16 protein-coding genes and 1 riboswitch are annotated in these 22,048 nt (G+C 67.8%); of the genes, 8 read left to right on the top strand and 8 right to left on the bottom strand.

The window, feature by feature from the left end; translation table 11 throughout:
- Positions 1-98: 98 nt before the first annotated feature.
- Together OLX02_RS01945 and uvrA are read right to left on the bottom strand one after the other, a co-directional pair.
- A complete protein-coding gene (locus OLX02_RS01945) occupies positions 99-440 on the bottom strand; it encodes a hypothetical protein (protein WP_264419750.1) in 342 nt (113 codons plus the stop codon).
- 92 nt (positions 441-532) lie between these two features.
- The gene (uvrA, locus tag OLX02_RS01940) at positions 533-3,430 is read right to left on the bottom strand and encodes an excinuclease ABC subunit UvrA (protein ID WP_264419748.1); all 2,898 of its coding nucleotides are present in this window, start codon (positions 3,428-3,430) and stop codon (positions 533-535) included.
- 245 nt (positions 3,431-3,675) lie between these two features.
- On the opposite strand from uvrA, the gene OLX02_RS01935 reads away from it, so the two are divergent.
- A complete protein-coding gene (locus OLX02_RS01935) occupies positions 3,676-3,873 on the top strand; it encodes a hypothetical protein (RefSeq protein ID WP_264419746.1) in 198 nt (65 codons plus the stop codon).
- A gap of 10 nt (positions 3,874-3,883) precedes the next feature.
- Here OLX02_RS01935 and OLX02_RS01930 read toward each other — a convergent pair whose 3' ends face one another.
- From OLX02_RS01930 to OLX02_RS01915, 4 genes are all read right to left on the bottom strand, one after another.
- Positions 3,884-4,627 carry an ABC transporter ATP-binding protein gene (locus tag OLX02_RS01930; protein ID WP_264419744.1) on the bottom strand — a complete coding sequence of 248 codons (744 nt, stop codon included), beginning with the start codon at positions 4,625-4,627 and terminating at the stop codon, positions 3,884-3,886.
- Entirely contained in the window at positions 4,627-5,589 is a 963-nt protein-coding gene (locus OLX02_RS01925; protein WP_264419742.1) for a FecCD family ABC transporter permease, read from the bottom strand. The genes OLX02_RS01930 and OLX02_RS01925 overlap by 1 nt, the downstream gene beginning before the upstream one ends.
- A complete protein-coding gene (locus OLX02_RS01920) occupies positions 5,586-6,467 on the bottom strand; it encodes an ABC transporter substrate-binding protein (protein ID WP_264419740.1) in 882 nt (293 codons plus the stop codon). The genes OLX02_RS01925 and OLX02_RS01920 overlap by 4 nt, the downstream gene beginning before the upstream one ends.
- Positions 6,468-6,544: 77 nt before the next feature.
- Positions 6,545-8,461, bottom strand: coding sequence for a TonB-dependent receptor plug domain-containing protein (locus OLX02_RS01915; RefSeq protein ID WP_264419737.1), 1,917 nt, complete (start codon positions 8,459-8,461; stop codon positions 6,545-6,547).
- A gap of 111 nt (positions 8,462-8,572) precedes the next feature.
- A riboswitch (cobalamin riboswitch) is annotated at positions 8,573-8,762 on the bottom strand.
- A gap of 178 nt (positions 8,763-8,940) precedes the next feature.
- Between OLX02_RS01915 and OLX02_RS01910 the strand changes: the two genes are divergently transcribed.
- From OLX02_RS01910 to lpdA, 6 genes are all read left to right on the top strand, one after another.
- Positions 8,941-10,158, top strand: a complete 1,218-nt coding sequence (locus tag OLX02_RS01910; protein WP_264419734.1) for a cell wall hydrolase — start codon at positions 8,941-8,943, stop codon at positions 10,156-10,158.
- Between the two features lie 193 nt (positions 10,159-10,351).
- Positions 10,352-10,681, top strand: coding sequence for a hypothetical protein (locus OLX02_RS01905; RefSeq protein ID WP_264419732.1), 330 nt, complete (start codon positions 10,352-10,354; stop codon positions 10,679-10,681).
- Between the two features lie 214 nt (positions 10,682-10,895).
- Positions 10,896-11,858 carry a malate dehydrogenase gene (gene mdh, locus OLX02_RS01900; protein ID WP_264419731.1) on the top strand — a complete coding sequence of 321 codons (963 nt, stop codon included), beginning with the start codon at positions 10,896-10,898 and terminating at the stop codon, positions 11,856-11,858.
- 290 nt (positions 11,859-12,148) lie between these two features.
- Positions 12,149-14,989, top strand: coding sequence for a 2-oxoglutarate dehydrogenase E1 component (locus OLX02_RS01895; RefSeq protein WP_264419729.1), 2,841 nt, complete (start codon positions 12,149-12,151; stop codon positions 14,987-14,989).
- 52 nt (positions 14,990-15,041) lie between these two features.
- Positions 15,042-16,268 (top strand): 2-oxoglutarate dehydrogenase complex dihydrolipoyllysine-residue succinyltransferase, encoded by a 1,227-nt coding sequence (gene odhB / locus OLX02_RS01890; protein ID WP_264419727.1) that lies wholly within the window; start codon positions 15,042-15,044, stop codon positions 16,266-16,268.
- Between the two features lie 139 nt (positions 16,269-16,407).
- The gene (lpdA, locus tag OLX02_RS01885) at positions 16,408-17,808 is read left to right on the top strand and encodes a dihydrolipoyl dehydrogenase (protein ID WP_264419725.1); all 1,401 of its coding nucleotides are present in this window, start codon (positions 16,408-16,410) and stop codon (positions 17,806-17,808) included.
- A 104-nt stretch (positions 17,809-17,912) separates the two neighbouring features.
- On the opposite strand, the gene OLX02_RS01880 is transcribed toward lpdA, so the two are convergent.
- Positions 17,913-20,093 (bottom strand): putative bifunctional diguanylate cyclase/phosphodiesterase, encoded by a 2,181-nt coding sequence (locus tag OLX02_RS01880; protein ID WP_264419723.1) that lies wholly within the window; start codon positions 20,091-20,093, stop codon positions 17,913-17,915.
- Positions 20,094-20,208: 115 nt separating this feature from the next.
- Here OLX02_RS01880 and OLX02_RS01875 point away from each other — a divergent pair, with 115 nt between their 5' ends.
- Complete coding sequence (locus OLX02_RS01875; protein WP_264419721.1) at positions 20,209-20,844, top strand: trimeric intracellular cation channel family protein; 636 nt, start codon at positions 20,209-20,211, stop codon at positions 20,842-20,844.
- A gap of 55 nt (positions 20,845-20,899) precedes the next feature.
- Here OLX02_RS01875 and OLX02_RS01870 read toward each other — a convergent pair whose 3' ends face one another.
- Positions 20,900-21,898 carry an NADPH:quinone oxidoreductase family protein gene (locus OLX02_RS01870; protein ID WP_264419720.1) on the bottom strand — a complete coding sequence of 333 codons (999 nt, stop codon included), beginning with the start codon at positions 21,896-21,898 and terminating at the stop codon, positions 20,900-20,902.
- Positions 21,899-22,048: the final 150 nt, after the last annotated feature.

The raw sequence follows: 22,048 nt of genomic DNA, 5'->3' as shown, positions 1-22,048 counted from the left end.
GGGCAAGGACAAAAGCCCCGCGACGGTTTACGTCTCGAACGGCAAACCTCTCGTCATCCCCGCCGACGCGGGAATGACGAGGAGGTTGAGCGTACGATTCAGACCGCGCCGGCGATGCCGATGACGACGCAGGCGAAGGTCAGCAGGCCGAGGCGCGGCCACGAGGCGGGTTCGCCGAACGCGAAAACAGCGACGAATGTCACGATCATCGGAACCACGGCCGCGAGCAGCGGCATGATCAGGCTGAGCGGGCCGCCTTCGCGGATCAACGTAGCGAGCGCCCAGAAAGAGATGGCGTAAATGCCGATGCACGCGGCGCTCCACGCAGCGTTGGTGAAACCGGCGGTGCGGCCAAGAAGCAGCGAACCTCCGACCTGGCCGGCGGCGCCGATGACGAACAGGATAACGATGCGCGCGGTAAGGCCTGCGGCGATGGCCATGAATTGATCCCCTTCCCTTGTGGTTATGGCGCAAACGTAGAGCACCGGCGGGTTTTGGGGACTGGTTGATTGATGAGGTCAGCGCAGAGGCATCAGCGCACCAGCAGCGGCTTGAGATAGGCACCAGTGAACGAGCGGGGGCTTTCCGCCACATGCTCGGGCGTGCCTTCGGCCACGAGTTCGCCGCCGCGCACGCCGCCTTCCGGCCCCATGTCGAGCAGCCAGTCGGCGGTCTTGATGACATCGAGGTTGTGTTCGATCACCACCACCGAGTTGCCCTGATCGACCAGACGGTGCAGCACTTCAAGCAGCTTGCGCACGTCCTCGAAGTGGAGGCCCGTGGTCGGCTCGTCGAGGATGTAGAGCGTCTGCCCGGTGGAGCGGCGCGCCAGTTCCTTGGCCAATTTGACCCGCTGCGCCTCGCCGCCCGAAAGCGTGGTGGCCTGCTGGCCGACCTTGACGTAGCCGAGACCGACTTCGTTGAGCATGTGCATCCGATCGCGGATCGGCGGCACCGCCTTGAAGAACTCCTCCGCGTCCTCGATCGTCATGTCGAGCACGTCGGCGATGGAGTGGCCCTTGAACTTCACTTCCAGCGTTTCGCGGTTGTAGCGTTTGCCGCCGCATTCCTCGCAGGTGACGTACACGTCTGGCAGGAAGTGCATCTCGATCTTGATGAGGCCGTCGCCCTGGCACTTCTCGCAGCGGCCGCCCTTGACGTTGAAGCTGAAGCGGCCGGGCTTGTAGCCGCGCGCCTGCGATTCCGGCAGGCCCGCGAACCAGTCACGGATGAGCGTAAACGCGCCGGTGTAGGTCGCCGGGTTGGAGCGCGGGGTGCGGCCGATGGGCGACTGGTCGATCTCGATCACCTTGTCGCAGTGCTCGAGGCCCTTGATCGCGTCGTGCGCGCCCGCGATGACGCGCGCGCCATTGAGCGCGCGGGCGGCGCCGGCGTGGAGCGTGTCGATGGTGAAGCTCGACTTGCCCGAGCCGGACACGCCGGTGACGCAGGTGAACGTGCCGAGCGGGATGCTGGCGGTGACGTTCTTGAGATTGTTGGCGCGCGCGCCCTCCACCGTGATGGACAGGCCGTTGCCGGAGCGGCGCTGGGCCGGAACCTCGATCCGGCGTGCGCCGGTGAGATACTGGCCGGTAAGACTGTTCTCGCTCGCCAGGATGTCCGCCAGCGTGCCCTGCGCGACGATCTCGCCGCCGTGGACGCCGGCGCCGGGGCCGAGATCGACGATATAGTCGGCGGTGCGAATCGCGTCCTCGTCATGCTCGACCACGATCACCGTATTGCCGAGATCGCGCAGGCGCTTGAGCGTTTCGAGCAGGCGGTCGTTGTCGCGCTGGTGGAGACCGATCGAGGGTTCGTCGAGCACGTAGAGCACACCCGACAGGCCCGAACCGATCTGCGAGGCGAGGCGGATGCGCTGACTTTCGCCGCCCGACAGCGTGCCCGAGGTGCGGTCGAGATTGAGGTAATCCAGGCCGACGTTGTTGAGGAAGCCGAGCCGCTCGTTGATTTCCTTGAGGATGGCCTTGGCGATCTGGCCCTGCTGCGCGGTGAGCCTGCCGTCGAGCTGCGCGAACCAGTCCACCGCCGCAGCGACCGAGAGGCGAGTGACGCTGGAAATGTCGCTGCCCGCGACCTTGACCGAGAGCGCCTCAGGCTTGAGGCGCGCGCCGCCGCAGGTCTCGCACGGCTGCGCGGTCTGGAACTTGCCCAGCTCCTCGCGCATCCACGCGCTTTCGGTTTGCAGCATCCGGCGGTTGAGATTGCCGATCACGCCCTCGAACGCCTTGCTGACGGTGTAGGACTTCTTGCCGTCGACGAACGTGAGCGGGACCGCCTTGCCGCCGGTGCCGTAGAGGATGACCAACTTCACTTCGCCGGGCAGCGCTTCCCACGGGGTTTCCAGCGCGAAGCCGAAGTGTTCGGCCAGGCTGGACAGCACCTGCATGTAATAGGGCGACGGCGGGTTGCTCTTGGCCCAAGGGACCACGGCGCCCTGCTTCAAGGACAGATGTTCGTTGGGGACGACCAGCTGCGGGTCGAACAGCAGCTTTTCGCCAAGGCCGTCGCACGCGGGGCACGCGCCCTGCGGGGCGTTGAACGAGAACAGGCGCGGTTCGAGCGCGTCGATGGTGAAACCGCTGACCGGGCAGGCGAACTTTTCGGAAAAGACGATGCGGTTGGGTGGCAGCCCGGTCTTCTTCATCTTGCCCTTGCCCGCGACTTCATCCTCGCGGCCGGGGACGACGCCATCGGCGAGGTCGATGAAGGTCAGTCCATCGGCCAGCTTGAGCGCCTGCTCGAAACTGTCGGCAAGGCGGGTCTGGATGCCGTCCTTGACCGCGATGCGGTCGACCACGACTTCGATGTCGTGCTTCAGCTTCTTGTCGAGCGCGGGGGCGTCCTCGATCGCCATCAGCTCGCCGTCGATGCGGACGCGGGTGTAGCCCGCCTTCTGCCATTCGGCGAGTTCCTTGCGGTATTCGCCCTTGCGGCCACGCACGACGGGAGCGAGCAGGTAGGCACGCGTGCCTTCGGGCAGCGCCATAACCCGGTCTACCATCTGGCTGACGGTCTGCGCCGCGATGGGCTCGCCCGTGGCGGGCGAATAGGGAATGCCGACGCGCGCCCAGAGCAGGCGCATATAGTCGTAGATCTCGGTAACGGTGGCGACCGTCGAGCGCGGGTTGCGGCTGGTCGTCTTCTGCTCGATCGAGATCGCGGGGCTAAGGCCGTCGATGTGCTCGACATCGGGCTTCTGCATCATTTCGAGGAACTGGCGCGCATAGGCCGAGAGCGATTCCACGTAACGGCGCTGGCCCTCGGCATAGATCGTGTCGAACGCGAGGGACGACTTGCCTGAACCGGACAGGCCCGTGATGACGACAAGGCTGTCCCGCGGGAGATCGACGTCGATCCCCTTCAGGTTGTGCTCGCGCGCGCCGCGCACGGAAATGGTCGTGAGGGACATGAGGTGAGCGTGTTCCAGATTTGTTCGATTCAGGCAACGGTTTTCCAAGCGGCCCGAAAGGCACGCGCAAACCATCGGGCTCTCCCATCTGGGTGGTGCGAGGCCCCGCGACAAGTGACCCGGGGGGCAAGCCGTGCGCGCGTCGGATCGGGCGGGTCGCCTGTCGATCCCATACAAGTATCTGCCGCCGGGACGTGATAAACAAACAACCGTGATTTGAGTGATTTACCGATGGGGATGACGCTGTGGTAAGCGACAAGGTTCAGGACGAGCATGACGGCAGGCACCAGTTGGAGCCCGCATCGTCGTTCGGCCGCATGCCTCACCCGGCCATGCTGCGACCGGCGATTTCGATGAAGGAGCGCGACCACTTCGCCGAGCATTTCGCCAGCAATTTCGCAGCGGCGCTGAGCGAGGCGAAAGGCGAACGGGAGACGGCCTGAGGGCGCGAGGTTAGGCGTCCACCGCGAGCGCACGGGCGCCGGGCTGGCCCAGCCACCGGGCGCAGACACGCCAGACCCCGGCGATGATGGCCGGGGTGAGCGCGGCTTCGGGCGGCCCGTCGGCCACGATCCGGCCCTGCCGCAGCACCACCACCCGGTCCGCATGGTTCATCGCCAGCGCGAGATCGTGCAGCACCAGCACCACGCCCTGCCCCTGGTCCGCCAGCGTGCGGAAGCGCCGGAGCAGCGCTTGCTGGTGCGCAAGGTCGAGCGCGGCCAGCGGCTCGTCGGCCAGCACCCAGCGCGGCCGGCCGGCCAGCACACGGGCGAGTAGTGCGCGGGCGCGTTCGCCGCCGGAAAGGCTGGCGACGGGGCGCTGCGCGAACTCTTCCAGATCGAGCGCGGCCAGCGCCTCGGCAACGGCGGCGGCATCTTCGCCTGCGGACGTGCGATGCGGCAGGCGGCCGAGCCGGGCGAGCGTTTCCACCGAAAGGTTCCACGCAACTTCGCCCTCCTGCGGCAGGTAGCCGATGGCGCACGCCCTTTCGCGCGGGGACAGCCCGGCGAGCGCGGCACCGGCAAGCGTGATCCGGCCGGGCAGCAGACCGGCGAGCGCGGACAGCAGGGTGGACTTGCCCGCGCCATTCGGGCCGAGAATGGCGGTGACGGTGCCGGGTTCGAGCGTGAGGTCCACGCCATCGAGACGGCCGGGGACGGTCAGGGCGTGGGCGGCCAGCGTGTCAGGGACGGGCATCACCCGATCACCTTGCGCATCTGCAACAGCAACCGCAGGAAAAACGGCGCGCCGATCAGGCTGAGCGCGATACCGAGGCGCAGTTCGCCGCCCGCGAGCGGCAAGATCCGGCACAGGCAATCCGCAACCAGCAGCAGCAGTGCGCCGGCCAGCGCGCTGGGCACGATCAGGCTGGAGGGGCGCTGGTCGGTGAACGGGCGGACGAGGTGCGGCACCATCAGTCCGACAAAGCCGATGATCCCGGCGACCGCCACCCCGGCCCCCACCACGAGGCCGACGCCCACGACCATCAGCCACTGCAGGCGCGCCGGTTCGACTCCCAGCGAACGGGCGGCAGCCTCGCCCAGCGTGAGCGCATCGAGCGACGGCCCCGCGCGGGCAAGCAGCACAAGGCCCAGCAGCGTGGGCGGCGCGGCGATGGCCACGTCCTGCCAGCCGCGATCCGCCAGCGCGCCCATCAGCCAGGTGACGATTTCGGACAGCGCGAAGGGATTGGGCGAAAGACTGATCGCAAGGCTGGTCAGCGCGCCGGCAAGGCTGGCGATCATCATGCCCGCCAGTGTAAACAGCGCGAGGCTGCCGTTGCGCCCCGCGATCAGGGCGAGCAGCGCCATGGCCAGCGCCGCGCCGCCGAGCGCAAAGGCCGGCAGCGCATAAGGCTGGACCGCGAAGCCCGTATAGAACGACAGCACCGCGCCGAGCGCGGCGGTGGGCGCGACGCCGAACAGGCCCGGATCGGCCAGCGGATTGCGCAGATAGCCCTGCATCGCCGCACCAGCCGCGCCCAGCCCACCACCGATCACCAGCGCCAGCACCGCGCGCGGGGCCCGCAGTTCCATCAGGATCGGCACGGCATTGCGCACCGGGGCGCCGAAGGGAGAAATCCACACCTGACCGGCGAGCAGCGACAGCGGCAGCGCCACGGCCAGCAGCACGAGCAGGAGCGTGACCGGACGGGTCATTTGCGGGCCATCGCCAGAGGACGGAGCGCGCGACGGACTTCGGCAAGGCGCGCGGCGGCGCGGATGATCGTGGGACCACCACAATAAAGCAGGCTGGGCGCGAAAGGCGCGCGGGCGGTGCCGGTAAGCGCGGCGAGCGCGGGATGCGACAGACTGCGATCCTCCTCGCCCTGCGCGCCTTCGCTGGCCGAGGCGAACAGGATCACGCGCGGCGGATCCGCCAGCATCCGTTCGAGCGGCAGGCGATCCGCCTGGTTCATGCCCCGCAGCGCGCTGAAATTGGTGAAGCCGGTGTGCCTGAGCAGATCGGAGACGAGCGTGCCCTGCCCCGGCACGATGCCGCCCGATTGCCAGACCACGGCCGGAACGGGCGCGCTGCCCGCAGGCGGTGCGGCGGCGGCAAGCGCGGCGTCGATCCGGGCGACCAGCGCTTCGCCGCGTTCGGGATGGCCGGCAAGCGCGGCGAGCGCGCGGACCTGCGCGCGGCTATCGGCAATGGTCGCCGCGATGCCCACGGTTTCGAGGCGCAGGCCGAGCCGGCGGTAGGCCGCGGCAGTGGCAGGGGCAACGAAAGTGCCGTCGATCACCACGTCGGGCCGCAGCGCGAGGACTTCCTCGACCGTGCCGCGCGTGACGGGGAAACGGCGGGCGAGCGCCGGGTCCATCGAACTGGAACGCGGATCGCGACTGTAATGCGAGAGCGCCAGCACCTGCGCCGGATCGGCGACTTCGGCGAGGACGGCATCGGCGCAGGGATTGAGGCTGACGATGGTGGGACCGGCGCCATGTGGCCGGGGCGCGGGCGCCTCGTCGGCGTGGCTGGCCGGGATGCAGGAGGTGAGAAGAACAGAGCAGAGCGCAGCGAAAACCGGCAGCACCGGCCCTCGCCCCCCTCCTTTGACAAGGAGGGGGGAACGGCGGCGTGCCGCCACGGGGGAAAGGCGCGCGGGGTCGTTCAATAGCGGACCCGGACGCCCGCAAAGCCGGCGCGGCCCCAGGTGTTGTAGCCGGCGACGGTGGGCACATAGGCGTCGAACAGGTTTTCGACGCGGCCATAGACTTCGACCTTGGGCGTGAGCGCATAGGACGCGCGCAGGTCCGCGATCATGCCGCCCGGCAGGCGGGTGAAATTGCCGGCATCGTTATAGCTTTCCGATCGGAAGCGGGTGTCCGCCCCGAGCGAAAGGCCGGCCAGGGGCGTCTTCCAGTCGATCGAGCCGGTGACGGTGGCGAACGGGCGGCGCGGCAGATCCTTGCCGAAGTTGAAGCCGCCCTTGTTGCGATCGCGGGCGCGCAGGAGCGTGGCGTTCATCTGCACCGCCAGCGTCGAGGAAGGGTGCGCCGCCCATTCCAGCTCGATCCCTTCGGCACGCGCGCGGTCCGCATTGTAGTAAATCCCGCCATAGCCGAAATACCCCACCGCGTTCGCCGCATCGCACGCGGGCGTGTTCACACCGTAGCACGAAAAGTAATCGATCAGGTTGCGCGTATCGCGGCGGAACAGGCTGATCGCGGCGAACACCCGGTCGCGGCTGCCCCATTCAAGGCCGGCTTCGTAGCTGCGGCTGCGTTCGGGCCGGAGCGCGGAGAAGCCGAACGACTGGTAGGCGACATTGCCGATGGTGGGATCGTAGAGTTCATAGAGCGTCGGCGCGCGGAAGCCTTCGCCATAGCTGGCGCGCAGGCGCAGGTCGGCGGGCAGGCGCACGCTGGCATTGGCGCCGAAGGTCCATGCGCTGCCATACTGGTTGTGATCGTCCACGCGCAGGCCCGCGGCGATCTGCGCGCGTTCGCCATACCAGCCGAGCAGCGCGTGCGCGCTGTTCAAGCGGCTGTGCGGCGAACCGGCCCCTCCGCGCGGCAGCGTCTGACGCTCGCTGTCGGCCCCGAAGTCGAGCGCGAAGTTCTGCGGCAAGTGAAGCCGACCGGTCAGTTCGGCGCGCTGGCTGCGACCGGCGAAACCATACTGGAACGGCGTGGCGGACGTGGGATCGTAATTGTCGCGGCGGGTATCCGAAAGGCTGTAGCCGGCATCAAGATCGACGATGTCCGAGCGATAACGCAGGCCTGCGCGCGCCGTGAACTGACGGGTGATCTGGTAAAAGGGACCATCGACCGGCGAGAAGTCGATATCGCTATACCCATCGTAATCGGTGCGGCTGCGCGCATAGCGGGCGTTGGCGACGACGCTGAGGCCGGGGGCCAGATCGACCCGGCCGCGACCGGCCACGCGCCACTGCTCATAGCCGTCCGGTTCCGTGCCGGCACGCGCGGCCGAGACGCCATCGGTGCGGTCATACCCGCCCGACAGGCTGATCGCGCCGCGATCGCCCGCAAGGCCGGCGACCGCATTGCCCGAGAACGTGCCGTGGCTGCCGCCTTCGGCGCTGGCTTCCACGCCATTGATCTCACGCGTGGTCACGGCGAGCACGCCGCCGATCGCCTCCGATCCCCAGACGACCGAGTTCGACCCGCGCAGCAGTTCGATGCTGCCGATACCGCCCGTCTGGAGCGTGGCGAAGTCGTTGGCGCCCTTGGGCGAGGAAACGTCGTTGAGGCGCACGCCATCGACGAGGACCAGCAGGTGCTCGGCATTGGCACCGCGCACGAACAGGCTGGTCTGCGAACCGATCCCGCCGCTGCGCGCAAACGCGACGCCGGGCAGGTGTTCAACCACGCGAACGAGGTCGGTCCCCTGCAGGCGGTCGAGATCGGCGGTGGAGATGACCGCGATGGCTTGCCCGCTCTGGTCGATGGGCATCTCGCTGCCGGTGGCGAGCACGGTGATCGGGGCGGCTTCGCTCTCCTCGGCACGCGCGGCTTGCGCGGTGAGCGCGAGAACAAACGAGAGGGCGATGAACGACGAACGCATGACGTGGATAAACTCCCGGCCCATGAACGAACGTGTCGCTCATGGCGGGAGATGCGCGGGGCCATCAGGCACGCACCGTCCTCGCATATGCCCGGTGCACCCCGCCCGGCCATGGAACGACCACACACCGGCAGGTTTCCTGGCTCGCCGGAGTCATCGCGGGCCGACGGCCTTCCCGGCCCGAAGGCCAGTGGCACGCGAAGTCGGCACGCTCGTCCGGACACAGTTGCGGGGGCAGCTTCGGATCTGGTCCGAATTCCCTCTTAGCCCCTTGCGGGGCACCGGTGGCGTCGCCGGCGCCGATAGCGGGGGCGAACGCGCTGCGCAACCTGTTAGCTCGGCGGCAGGCGGTTAACCGGCTGGCAGGCTGGTGTATTGTAACGGGACGGAAGCCACAGACAGGGTGCGGACAGGCGGTCCATGCCCTATCGCCTGCGGTCGAAGGAGCGATTCTGCACGTTCGCCATGGCGTCCACACCGTGCCCCTGACGGTCCGTTACCGGCCCGTGATGCTGCCACCCGAGGCAGTGCCCGCCCCGCGCGCCATAATCGGCGCGCCGGAGCCGGGAGACCTGCGCCCGCGCGACTTCACCGCGCGCATTCGCCAGCGCGACATGATCTCGGCCCGGCGCGCGCTGCGGCGGCCCTCGCTGCTGCGTCAGCGCGTGGCCGGCATCGCCGCGATCGGGTTGGCCGGCGCGGTCCTGGGCATGCTGGGCTGGGGCAATCCACAAGGGATCGAGCCGGCCGCCGCGCAGGAGCGGCTCCAGCCGTTCGAGCGGTCGGGCGAGAGCTTTCCCGGTTCGGCGTTCTATTATCTGGCACCCGGCGACAGCGGCCTGGTCGCGCCCGACGCGGCCCAGGCGGCGTGGAACGCGCGGCGCGACGATGAGGACATGACCTCGCCCGCAGGCCCGGCGGCGCGCCCGGTGCTGGCGCGCGGCAGCGGCGAGGACCAGTGGCGCGCACTGCAGTGCCTGACCGCCGCCGTTTATTACGAGGCGGCGAGCGAGCCGGATGCGGGCCAGCGCGCGGTGGCGCAGGTGGTGCTGAACCGCGTGGCGCATCCTGCCTATCCCAATTCGGTATGCGGGGTGGTCTATCAGGGGTCGGAGCGGCCGGGGTGCCAGTTCAGCTTCGCCTGCGACGGATCGCTGGCGCGGCGGCCGGTGGCGGCGTTCTGGGACCGGGCGCGCCGAGTCGCGGCCGATGCACTGGCGGGCTATGTCTATGCGCCAGTGGGCCTTGCCACACATTACCACACCTGGGCTGTGCATCCCGGCTGGGCGGACAAGCTGACTTTCATCGGCGCAATCGGCGCGCACCGGTTTTACCGCTGGGCGGGCAGCGCGGGGCGGCCAGCCGCGTTCACTTCGGTCTATGCAGGCGGCGAGCCGATGGCCGCGCCGCACCCGCGCAGCTGGACCCCGACGCCGGCCGATGTGGCCGATCCGGTCGCGCTAGAACAGGCGTTCGAGGAAGGCCGCATCGCCGCGCTGCGACAGGCGGGCGCGGTGGCTCCGGGGGCGAGCTTCGGGCAGGCGCCCCTGCCGCATGCCAGCGCCCCGACCTATGTCCCGGCGGTGGAGGAACGCGGCGGCGACGCGGTGTTCAAGGCCGGCGCCCTGCCCCGCTCTGGCGCGGTCAACCCTGCGTACGAAAACGCAGGCAAATGGATCGCCCAGCCGCAGGGCTGAGGCGGACCGGATCGCGCGTGAAACCGCACGAATCTCTATCTTTCAAACACTTCGTCGCGCGCCGGGTGCATTCCGGGAGGTTATCGCTTCCTTTACCGTGACGACGAACCGAGTGTTCACGTGCCGCGCCCATAACGCGGGGACGAGACGGGAACGGGCTGCGGCACGTTCCTGCGGAGATGGAGACCAAACGATGCTGCGCTTTGCCCCTGCATACGGGATCGTCTCGCCCTGCCTCGTCCGCCCCGCCACTGGATGGCTGCTGCCGCGCGCGGCGAACGACAACACTCGCGCCGTCATGCCCCTGATCGACAACGCGCCAGCGGGCGATGCCCTGCTGGGCGCCGCGCTGCGCCTGTTCGCCGCGCACGGCCTGTCCGCGGCCGCTCGCGCGTGCGAAGAAGCGGCCGACGCGGAACGGCGCGGCGACAGCACCCTTGCCGCGTGGTGGATCGAGGTTTGCCGCACACTCGACCGGGGTATGGCGCGCGAATTCAGCCGCCGCCGCGCGCATCGCCGCTAACCGGACCGACGTCGGAATACCGCATTATTGCTATTGCGAACTGTTATCGCAAAAACCCGGAAAACAGGGGTTTTTGCGGCTTGCATTCGTGTGCGGGCAGGCCTAGGTCGCCTGCCATCCGCCAGGTAGCCTTCCCGTCACGCGGGCGCGGGAGAACCTGATGGCGGTCGCTTGAACTCTTGTCCCGCGACTACGGGAAAGGACCGTAAAGCTCATGGCACGCAAGAAGATTGCCCTGATCGGCGCCGGCAACATCGGCGGTACGCTGGCGCACCTCGCCGCCCAGAAGGAACTTGGCGACATCGTCCTGTTCGACGTTGTGGAAGGCGTGCCCCAGGGCAAGGCGCTGGACCTGTCGCAGTGCGGTCCCGTCGAAGGTTTCGACGCCAAGATCACCGGCAGCAATGACTATGCCGACATCGCTGGCGCCGACGTCATCATCGTCACCGCCGGTGTCGCCCGCAAGCCGGGCATGAGCCGCGACGACCTGCTCGGCATCAACCTCAAGGTCATGAAGGCCGTGGGCGAAGGCATCCGCGACAACGCGCCGAACGCTTTCGTGATCTGCATCACCAACCCGCTCGACGCGATGGTGTGGGCGCTGCGCGAATTCTCGGGCCTGCCGCACCACATGGTCGTCGGCATGGCCGGCGTGCTCGACTCGGCGCGCTTCAGCCACTTCATCGCCGACGAGTTCAACGTCTCGGTGAAGGACGTGAACACCTTCGTGCTGGGCGGCCACGGCGACACGATGGTCCCCGTGACCCGTTATTCGACCGTCAACGGCATCCCTGTGCCCGACCTCGTGAAGATGGGCCTGTCGACGCAGGAGCGCATCGATGCGATCGTGCAGCGCACCCGTTCGGGCGGCGGCGAGATCGTCGCGCTGCTCAAGACCGGTTCGGCGTTCTATGCCCCCGCCACCTCGGGCATCGCGATGGCCGAAGCCTACCTGCGCGACCAGAAGCGCATCCTGCCCTGCGCCGCCTATGTCGACGGCCAGTATGGCGTTGACGGCCTCTACGTCGGCGTGCCGGTGCAGATTGGCGCGAACGGCGTGGAAAAGGTGATCGAGATCGAACTGGACGACGCCGACAAGGCCGGTCTCCAGGTCTCGGTCGATGCGGTCAAGGAACTGCTGGTGGCCTGCAAGGCCATCGACGGCTCGCTGGCCTGATCGGATGAAAGCGGCGCGCGCGGCGGGCTTTCCCGGCCTCCCGCGCGCCGCGATCCCGGCCTGAAAGTGCTGGTGCCGCGCTCCCCCGCGCTCCGGCATTCTACCTAGGGGTCTGCCCGTCAGGCCTTTGGACCATCGCTGGTAGCGCGCAAGACTGCGCGGAAACGATGGCCGACGTATCGGGCGGAACGATCCGCCCCTTGGAAAGTACCTGCCGCGGCGCGCGCGTTGGCGCGGGCGGCCCCTTTTTTCCGAAGCCCCACCCTCCCCGGGGGCAATAGGAGTGACGCATGGGTCAGGAAGTGCACGAATTCGACGTCGATCCTTTCCAGGAAGGACCGCAGCCCGGCCCTTCGTGGCAATCCAAGCGGTGGCCCATCACCGACGCCGCCGCCGGCGACGATCTGACCCGGGCGCTCGACCCGATGGCGCTCAAGCTTGAAATCGCCAAGGCCGCCAAGAAGGGCGGCGCGCCCGCACTGGACGAGGCCGCGCTGGAAAAGGCGGCGATGGATTCGTACCGCGCGATGCTGCTGGTGCGCACCTACCGCGTGCGCGGCCACCTGGCCGCCAACCTCGATCCGCTGGGCCTGTCGAAGCAGGACCTGCCGGCCGACCTTTCGCCCGAATACCACGGCTTCGTGGGCGCCGACCTTGACCGCAAGGTGTTCCTGGGCGGCGTGCTGGGCGTGCAGTGGGCCACCCCGCGCGAGATCGTGGCGGTGCTGCGCAAGAACTACTGCGGCAAGATCGGCCTCGAATACATGCACATCTCCGACGTGGAAGAACGTCGGTTCCTGCAGGACCGCATCGAGGGCGGCGACAAGTCGATCGACTTCACCCCCAACGGCAAGAAGGCGATCCTCGCCGCCGTGGTGCGCGGCGAGCAGTACGAGAAGTTCCTCGGCAAGAAGTACGTCGGCACCAAGCGCTTCGGCCTCGACGGCGGCGAATCGATGATCCCGGCGCTGGAAGCCGTGATCAAGTACGGCGGCCAGCTGGGCGTGCGCGAGATCATCTACGGCATGGCCCACCGCGGCCGCCTGAACGTTCTCGCCAATGTGCTGGCCAAGCCCTACCGCGTGATCTTCCACGAATTCTCGGGCGGCACCGCCAATCCCGAGGACGTGGGCGGCTCCGGCGACGTGAAGTATCACCTCGGCACCAGCACCGACCGCGAGTTCGACGGGATCAAGGTTCACATGAGCCTTCAGCCCAATCCCAGCCACCTCGAAACGGTGGACCCGGTCGTGCTGGGCAAGACCCGCGCGCAGCAGGTCTTCCGCGACGACATCGGTGAGGGCAAGCACAAGCAGGTCCTGCCCGTGCTGATCCACGGCGACGCGGCCTTCGCCGGCCAGGGCATCGTGTGGGAGTGCTTCGGCTTCTCCGGCGTGACCGGCTACAACACCGGCGGCTGCCTGCACTTCGTCATCAACAACCAGATCGGCTTCACCACCAGCCCGCAGTTCTCGCGCGGGTCGCCGTATCCGTCGGACGTGGCCAAGGGCGTGCAGGCGCCGATCATCCACGTCAACGGCGACGATCCCGAAGCGGTGACCTTCGCGTGCAAGCTGGCGATCGATTATCGCCAGAAGTTCGGCCGCGACATCGTGATCGACATGTGGTGCTACCGCCGCTTCGGCCACAACGAAGGCGACGAGCCGGGCTTCACGCAGCCGCTGATGTACGCCAAGATCCGCCAGCACCCCGCCGTCTCCACGCTCTATGCCGAGCGGCTGGTGGAGCAGGGCGTGATCGACGCCAGCACCAAGGGCGAGATCGAGGATCACTTCGTCGCCACGCTGGAGACCGAGTTCGAAGCGGCCAAGAGCTACAAGGCGAACGAGGCCGACTGGTTCGGTGGCCGCTGGTCGGGGCTGAACAAGCCGGCCGACCCGGTGACCGCGCGCCGCAACGTGGCGACCGGCATCGACCAGAAGCTGTTCGACAGCCTGGGCCGCGTGCTGACCACGGTGCCCGAAGGCCTGACGATCCATAAGACACTGGGCCGCGTGCTTGATGCCAAGCGCGAGATGTTCAGCAGCAGCGTGGGCTTCGACTGGGCGACCGGCGAAGCGCTCGCCTATGGCAGCCTTGCCACCGAGGGCTTCAACATCCGCCTGTCAGGCCAGGATTCGGGCCGCGGCACGTTCAGCCAGCGCCACGCGGTGTGGGTCGACCAGACCGACGAGCACAAGTACGTGCCGCTCGCCACGCTGCCGCACGGCCGTTTCGAGGTGCATGACAGCCCGCTGTCCGAATATGGCGTGCTGGGCTTCGAGTATGGCTATGCCAGCGCCGATCCCAAGACGCTGGTGCTGTGGGAAGCGCAGTTCGGCGACTTCGCCAACGGCGCGCAGATCGTGATCGATCAGTACATTGCCGCGTCGGAAGCCAAGTGGTTGCGCGCCAACGGTCTCGTCATGCTGCTGCCGCATGGATACGAAGGCCAGGGGCCGGAGCACTCGTCGGCACGTCTGGAACGCTACCTCCAGCTCTGCGCGGAGGACAACATCCAGGTGTGCAACATCACCACCCCGGCCAACTACTTCCACGTGCTGCGCCGGCAGATGCACCGTCCGTTCCGCAAGCCGCTGATCATCATGACTCCCAAGAGCCTGCTGCGTCATCCGCTGGCGAAGTCGGTGGCAAGCGAGTTCATCGGCGAGGCGCACTTCAAGCGCATCCTGTCGGACACCAACGGCGCGGCGGACAAGGACACCCGCAAGGTCGTGCTGTGCAGCGGCAAGGTGGCCTACGACCTGATCGAAGCGCGCGATAGCGCCGAGATGAAGGACGTGCAGATCATCCGCCTTGAACAGCTCTACCCCTTCCCCGGCGAACCGCTGGCGCTGCGCCTGTCGCGCATGGCGAACCTGGAAGAAGTGGTGTGGTGCCAGGAAGAACCCAAGAACAACGGTTCCTGGTTCTTCGTCGAACCGCTGATCGAGGACGCGATGAAGGCGGCCAAGACCAAGGTCGCGCGGCCGCGCTATGCCGGCCGCGCCGCCTCGGCCTCTCCGGCCACCGGTCTCGCCAAGCGCCACGCAGCCGAACAGGCCGCGCTGGTGGCAGACGCGCTGTCGCTTTCCGTCCGTGGCGAGATCCGCCGCAAGCAGAAGGGCTGAGGGCCGCCGCCCCCGCCCGATCACGAAATTCTCCCCCAAGGAAGACCAAGTCATGTCCATCGAAGTCAAGGTTCCGACGCTGGGTGAAAGCGTCAGCGAAGCGACGGTCGGCCAGTGGCTCAAGAAGCCCGGTGAAGCGGTGGCGCTCGACGAGCCCATCTGCAGCCTCGAAACCGACAAGGTTGCGGTCGACGTGCCCGCCCCCGCCGCCGGCGTGATGGGCAACTACATCGCACAGGAAGGCGACACCGTTTCGGTTGGCGCGCCGCTTGGCACGATTGAGGACGGCGTTGCCGCCGCCGGAGCCCAGGCTCCCGCGCCGCGCACCGAAGCCCCGGTTGCCCCGGCCTCCGACAGCGCTGCGCCCAAGGGCGATGACGCTGCGGTGCTGTCCCCGGCAGTGCGCCGCGCGGTGCTGGAGCACGGCATCGACCCGTCGAGCGTCAAGGGCACCGGCAAGGACGGCCGCCTGACCAAGGAAGACGTGCTGGCCGCAGCGCAAGCCAAGCAGGCCTCGCCAGCCCCGGCGGCAACCGCCCCCGTGGCCGCTCCCGCGGTTGCAGCAGCGCCGGTTGCCGGCCGCAACGAGGAACGCGTCAAGATGACGCGCCTGCGCCAGACCATCGCCAAGCGCCTGAAGAGCGCGCAGGAACAGGCCGCGCTGCTGACCACGTTCAACGACGTGGACATGAGCGCGGTGATGGAAGCGCGCCACAAGTACAAGGACGTGTTCGAGAAGAAGCACGGCGTGAAGCTCGGCCTCATGTCGTTCTTCGCCAAGGCCTCGGTTCTGGCACTCAAGGACATTCCGGCGGTCAACGCGCAGATCCAGGGCGACGAGATCGTCTACCACGACTACGTCGACATCTCGGTCGCGGTCTCGGCCCCGAACGGGCTGGTCGTGCCGGTGGTGCGCGATGTCGACAAGATGAGCTTTGCCCAGATCGAGAAGGCCATCGCCGAATACGGCAAGAAGGCCCGCGAAGGCGCGCTGACCATGGCCGACATGGCGGGCGGCACGTTCACCATCTCGAACGGCGGCGTGTTCGGCGGCCTGATGTCCACCCCGATCATCAATCCGCCGCAGTCGGCCGTGCTGGGCCTGCACCGCATCGAGGACCGCCCGGTGGTCCGCAATGGCGAGATCGTGATCCGCCCGATGATGTACATCGCGCTGTCCTACGACCATCGCCTGATTGACGGACGCGAGGCTGTGACGGCACTCAAGACCATCAAGGAAGCGATCGAGGATCCGACCCGCCTGCTGATCGATATGTGATATTCAATCCTCCCCCGCCGGGGGAGGCGGACCGCCGCAGGCGGTGGAGGGGTGGGTTCGCGCATTGCGCCAATACCCCTCCGTCAACCCTGCCGGCTGCCACCTCCCCCACGGGGGAGGATCTGAAGGAGCCAAGAACATGGCTGATTACGATTACGACGTCCTTGTCATCGGTGCCGGCCCCGGCGGCTATGTCGCGGCGATCCGCGCGGCGCAGCTGGGCCTGAAGACGGCCTGCGCCGAAGGGCGCGAGACGCTGGGTGGCACCTGCCTCAACGTGGGCTGCATCCCCTCGAAGGCGCTGCTGCACGGCTCGGAGAAGTTCGACGAGGCGAAGAACGGCACCTTTGCCACCTATGGCATCAAGACCGGCGAGGTCACGCTCGATCTCGACGCGATGCTGGCGCAGAAGGCCGACTCGGTGAAGGGCCTGACCGGCGGCATCGAGTTCCTGTTCAAGAAGAACAAGGTGACCTGGCTGAAGGGCTACGCCGCGTTCGAGGACGCGCACACCGTGATCGTCAATGGCGAGAAGGTGACCGCGAAGAACGTGGTGATCGCCACCGGTTCAAGCGTGACTCCGCTGCCGGGCGTGACCGTGGACAACGACGCCGGCGTGATCGTGGACAGCACCGGCGCGCTTTCGCTGAAGAAGGTGCCTGACCACCTCGTCGTGATCGGCGGCGGCGTGATCGGGCTGGAGCTGGGCTCGGTGTGGCGCCGCCTGGGCGCGAAGGTCACCGTGGTGGAATTCCTCGACCAGCTGTTGCCCGGCATGGACGGCGACGTGCGCAAGGAAGCCGCCAAGATCTTCAAGAAGCAGGGCATGGAGCTGAAGCTCGGCACCAAGGTGACGGGCGTTGCGGTGAACGGCGGCAAGGCCACCCTCACCGTCGAGCCGGCCAAAGGCGGCGAAGCGGCCACGATCGAAGCCGACTGCGTGCTGGTGGCGATCGGCCGCCGTCCCAACGTGGACGGCCTCGGCCTCGACAAGATCGGGCTTGAGCTGAACGCGCGCGGCCAGATCGAGACCGACCATGACTTCGCCACCAAGGTGGACGGCGTGTGGGCGGTGGGCGACGTGATCCCGGGTCCGATGCTGGCGCACAAGGCCGAGGACGAAGGCATCGCCGTGGCCGAGAACATCGCGGGCCTGACCGGCATCGTGAACCACGACGTGATCCCCGGCGTGGTCTACACCATGCCCGAGTTCGCCGGCGTGGGCCTGACCGAGGAAGCGGCCAAGGAGAAGGGCGAGATCAAGGTCTCGAAGTTCCCGATGCTGGCCAACAGCCGCGCCAAGACCAACCACGAGCCCGACGGCTTCGTGAAGGTGATCGCGGACGCCAAGACCGACCGCGTGCTGGGCGTGTGGTGCATCGCCTCGGTGGCGGGCACGATGATCGCCGAAGCCGCGCTGGCGCTGGAATTCGGCGCGACGAGCGAGGACATCGCCTACACTTGCCACGCGCATCCGACCCATTCGGAAGCACTGAAGGAAGCGGCGATGGGCGTGCAGGGCAAGCCGATCCACATCTGACGAATTGCCATCCCTGGCAAGAAAGAGGCCGTCCGGGCAACCGGGCGGCCTTTTTGCATGGCGGGGTGCCCCCCCACGCGTAGCGCGCTGAAGAAGGCCGCGCGCTACGCCCGCGCGGCGGAGGCCGTGCTGCTGCCGGGCTTCACTTCCATGAAGCGCGGCGCAGTGGTCGGCACGATCCGGGCGGCAGCGGCGAGCGCGGAGGGTGAGACGCGGTGACGGGTGACGAGGCCCCCTGCCCCGTCGGGCACCAGCGGAGTCTCGAACTCGATGCCGATGGTAGCGTCTTCGGAGCGGGCCACGTGGCCTACGGCGAGCTGGCCCGCGCCGAGATCGAGCACCACCCCGGTGCCCACGGGTACGCCGACCAGCCCATCGATTCGGGCACCGGTGGCGGACAGGTCCTTCATCACCGCTTCGTAGCGGTGGTCCTCGTGGATCAGGCCCACGCGGCGATAGACCGAGCGGCGTTCCGGCCGGTGGCGTTCGGGTCCGGTCGGTTCGATGCGGAATGCATCGGCGGCAATGCGCGCCAGGGTTTCCTCATGCGGCAGCGGCGGCGAATAGAGAAAGCCCTGCACAAAGCGCGCACCTTTGGCGCAGACGAGGTGGAACTGGTCGAACGCCTCGACGCCCTCGACCGTGGTTTCCATGCCCAGCGCTTCGGCAAGCCCGATGATCGCGGCGATGATCTTGGCGCTGCTGTTATCCTGCAGCGTGCACACCTCGACGAAGCTGCGATCAACCTTGAGCTTGTCGAACGGGGCGGCGCGCAAGTAGCTGAGCGAGGAATAGCCGGTGCCGAAATCGTCGAGCACCAGCCGCACGCCGATGGCCTTGAGCGCATCGAAAGCGGCGCTGGTCGCGTCATCATCGCCAAGGAAGATGGATTCGGTCAGTTCCAGTTCGAGCCGGTCGGGCGCGAGGCCGCTGTCCGCCAGCGCTTCCTCGACCATGGCAGGGAACGCGGTGTCCGCGAACTGGACGGCCGAGACATTGACCGCGACGCGCACCGACTTGGGCCACGCCATGGCGTCGGCGCAGGCGCGGCGCAGCGCCCACGCGCCGAGCGGGGCGATCAGGCCCGTTTCCTCGGCAATCGGAATGAACAGCGAAGGGTCGATGGCGCCACGATCCGCATTTTCCCAGCGCATCAGCGCCTCGAAGCCGACCACGGTGTGATCGTCCGTGCGGACGACCGGCTGGTAGCTGAGCGTCAGTTCCTCACTGCCGAGCGCGGCGCGCAGCGCTTCCTCGATCAGCCGGCGCTCCTCCTTCTCGTCGCGCAAGTCGGACGAGAAGAAGCGGAACTGGCCGCGCCCGCCGTTCTTGGCGGCATAGAGCGCAAGATCGGCTGCGTGGACAACCTGGTCGCGTTCCTGCCCATCGAACGGGGCGACGGCGATGCCGACCGACGTGCCGATCACCGCGCGGTCCGCGCCGACGAGATAAGGCTGCGAAATATGGCCGATCAGGCGCTCGGCCAGTTCACCCAGCTTGCCGCGATCATCGAGGTCGGGGATGATCACCTGGAACTCGTCGCCGCCAAGCCGGCCGATCTCGCCCCGCTCGCCGATCACCTTGCGCAGGCGCTGCGCAACCTGCCGCAGCAGCTCGTCGCCGGCCTGGTGGCCCAGAGTATCATTGACGTGCTTGAACCGGTCGAGATCGAGCATGAGCAGCGCGCAGGCACGGCCCGAGGCGCGGTAGGCGGCGAGCACCTGGTCGAGCCGGCGATTGAGCCGGTGGCGGTTGCCGAGGCCGGTGAGCGTGTCGAATTCGGCGAGGCGCGCATCCTCGATACGGCGGACGTATTCGGTGGTGACATCGCGCGCATGGCCCCGGTGGCCAAGGAACGTGCCGTCCTCCGCCAGCGCTGCTTCGCCCGAAAGCGCCCACCACGTCGGCGCCGTGCCTGCATCGGACGCGGCCGGGTTGAACCGCAGGATCAGGTCGGCAAGCCGCCCGCGCGAAGTCATCTGGAACTGGAGCGGCCGGTCGGAGCGTTCGCCGGGATTGTCGGGGTCCACCTCGAACAGAGAAGCGAAGGGGCGGCCGAGAATCGTCTCAACCTGAGCGCCAAGCCGCGGCGCGGCGCCGGGCGACAGATAGGTAAGGCAGCCAGCGGAATCGGTGCCCCAGAGGAACACGCGGCCCGAGCGTTCGACCGCATCGAGCACGTCGAGCCGACGCACGGGATCGGACAGGGCGTGTGCCCCCGATGCCGTGCCGCTATCCCCGCCGGCGCTCTCTCCCCGGTTTCGCAGTAGGTTCCTGAAGGCCATGGGCTTGTGATCTTTGCCTTTCGCTCATGGTCTCTGCCACACAGATGGTTACCATCACCCTAAGGGATCGTCCGCGCACTGGTCCGAAGTGGCGCGGCAGTGCTATGCGCCGGCGATGCCCGCGCCGATCCTTACATCCCCCGCCCTGCCCGCGATCGCCAGCCTGCTCGATCTGGCGGGCGTGGCCGTGTTCGCGCTGAGCGGCGCGCTTCTGGCTGCGCGGCTGCGGCAGACGTTCGTGACGATGTCGTTCTTTGCGCTGGTGACGGGCGTGGGCGGCGGATCGGTGCGCGACCTGCTGATCGGCGCACCGGTGTTCTGGGTGCGCGATTCGGCGGTGGCGCCGGTCTGCCTGGGCGTGGCGCTGGTCGCGTGGTTCACGCCGCATCGCTGGTGGGACCGGCCGGTGCTGGAATGGGCGGACGCGGCGGGACTGGGCGCCTATGCCGTGCTGGGAACGGCGAAAGCGCTGGCTTACGGCGTGACGCCGGTGCCGGCGGTGCTGATGGGGGTGATTACCGGCTGCGTGGGCGGGGTGATCCGCGACGTGCTGGCCGGGCGTCCTTCGATCCTGATGCGGCCGGAACTTTACGTGACGGCGGCCGCGCTGTCCTCGGCGCTGTGTGCGGCGGGGCAGATGCTGGGGCTGGCGAACGGGCTGGTCTGGCCCGTGGCGGCGCTGGCGGGCTTCGCGCTGCGCGGGGTGGCGATCCAGTTCAGGCTGGGATTGCCGGCTTACGGGGACAAATGAGGGGAAGCTGGATGTCACCCCCTCCTCTGCAGAGGAGGGGGTGTAGAGCAACGCGTCAGTCCATCGTCACCACCACTTTGCCCACAGCCTGGCGGTTTTCGAGCATGGCGATGGCATCGCCGCCCTGCGCCAGCGGGAAGCGCGCGGAGACACGGGGGCGGATCTTGCCCGCCTTGACCATGTCGAACAGCTGGGCGACTTCCGCGCGGAATTTCTCCGGCTCGCGCGCGGTCCATGCGCCCCAGAACACGCCGGAAACGTCGCAGGCCTTGAGCAGGGTGAGATTGAGCGGCAGGCGCGCGATACCGGCGGTGAAGCCGACGACGAGAAAGCGCCCTTCCCACGCGATGGCGCGCAGCGCGGGTTCGGAATAGTCGCCGCCGATCACGTCATAGACGATGTTGGCGCCGTCCGGGCCGCAGGCGGCCTTGAACTGCTCGGACAGGGCCTTGGACTGGGCCTTGTCGAACGGCGGGCGGCCATAGATCACCACGTCGTCGGCACCGGCCTCGCGCGCGATCTGGGCCTTTTCCTCGCTGGAGACGGCGGCGACGACGCGCGCGCCGAACGCCTTCGACAGTTCGATGGCGGACAGGCCGATGCCGCCCGCAGCGCCCAGCACGAGCACGGTATCGCCAGCCTTGATGTGGCCGCGATCGACCAGCCCATGAATGTTGGTGCCATAGGTCATCAGCAGCGAGGCGCCGGTTTCGAAATCGATGCCATCGGGCAGCGAGAACAGGCGCGCCGCCTCGGCCACGACCTTTTCACGCAGGCCGCCATTGCCGACCATGGCGATCACGCGGTCGCCGGCCTTCCACTGGGTGACGCCCTCGCCCACGCTTTCGACCACGCCGGAAAGCTCACCGCCGGGCGAATAAGGGCGCTGCGGCTTGAACTGGTACAAGTCGCGGATCATCAGCGTGTCGGGGAAATTGATCGAACAAGCCTTGACCGCGACGACCACCTGGCCGGGACCAGCGACAGGGTCGGGCAGGTCATCAAGGACGAGCGTTTCGGGGCCGCCCACGGCGTGGGTCTGCAAGGCTTTCATGGATAATTCTCCCGCGTGTTTTCTTCGGGCGTGCTGGCGCACGTCCCGGTTCGGCGGGCAGAAAAGCAAGATTTTCGGCTAAAGGAAAGCCTTTTTAACCGAACAATTAATAGGCACACGCGCAAGCTCGCCCTTCGGCCCGGATGGACC

The sequence above is a fragment of the Novosphingobium sp. KCTC 2891 genome (genome assembly GCF_025938155.1).
GTDB lineage: Bacteria > Pseudomonadota > Alphaproteobacteria > Sphingomonadales > Sphingomonadaceae > Novosphingobium.
Note: the sequence above shows the minus strand (reverse complement) of the source record. Positions and strands in the feature narration are given on the sequence as shown.

Excerpts from the sequence above, each read along its gene's own strand:
- OLX02_RS01925 (WP_264419742.1), bottom strand. The coding sequence starts at position 5,589 with ATGACCCGTCCGGTCACGCTCCTGCTCGTGCTGCTGGCCGTGGCGCTG.
- OLX02_RS01945 (WP_264419750.1), bottom strand. The coding sequence starts at position 440 with ATGGCCATCGCCGCAGGCCTTACCGCGCGCATCGTTATCCTGTTCGTC.
- uvrA (WP_264419748.1), bottom strand. The coding sequence starts at position 3,430 with ATGTCCCTCACGACCATTTCCGTGCGCGGCGCGCGCGAGCACAACCTG.
- OLX02_RS01930 (WP_264419744.1), bottom strand. The coding sequence starts at position 4,627 with ATGCCCGTCCCTGACACGCTGGCCGCCCACGCCCTGACCGTCCCCGGC.
- OLX02_RS01875 (WP_264419721.1), top strand. The coding sequence starts at position 20,209 with ATGCCCGCGCCGATCCTTACATCCCCCGCCCTGCCCGCGATCGCCAGC.
- OLX02_RS01880 (WP_264419723.1), bottom strand. The coding sequence starts at position 20,093 with ATGGCCTTCAGGAACCTACTGCGAAACCGGGGAGAGAGCGCCGGCGGG.
- OLX02_RS01915 (WP_264419737.1), bottom strand. The coding sequence starts at position 8,461 with ATGCGTTCGTCGTTCATCGCCCTCTCGTTTGTTCTCGCGCTCACCGCG.
- OLX02_RS01870 (WP_264419720.1), bottom strand. The coding sequence starts at position 21,898 with ATGAAAGCCTTGCAGACCCACGCCGTGGGCGGCCCCGAAACGCTCGTC.
- lpdA (WP_264419725.1), top strand. The coding sequence starts at position 16,408 with ATGGCTGATTACGATTACGACGTCCTTGTCATCGGTGCCGGCCCCGGC.
- OLX02_RS01905 (WP_264419732.1), top strand. The coding sequence starts at position 10,352 with ATGCTGCGCTTTGCCCCTGCATACGGGATCGTCTCGCCCTGCCTCGTC.
- odhB (WP_264419727.1), top strand. The coding sequence starts at position 15,042 with ATGTCCATCGAAGTCAAGGTTCCGACGCTGGGTGAAAGCGTCAGCGAA.
- mdh (WP_264419731.1), top strand. The coding sequence starts at position 10,896 with ATGGCACGCAAGAAGATTGCCCTGATCGGCGCCGGCAACATCGGCGGT.
- OLX02_RS01895 (WP_264419729.1), top strand. The coding sequence starts at position 12,149 with ATGGGTCAGGAAGTGCACGAATTCGACGTCGATCCTTTCCAGGAAGGA.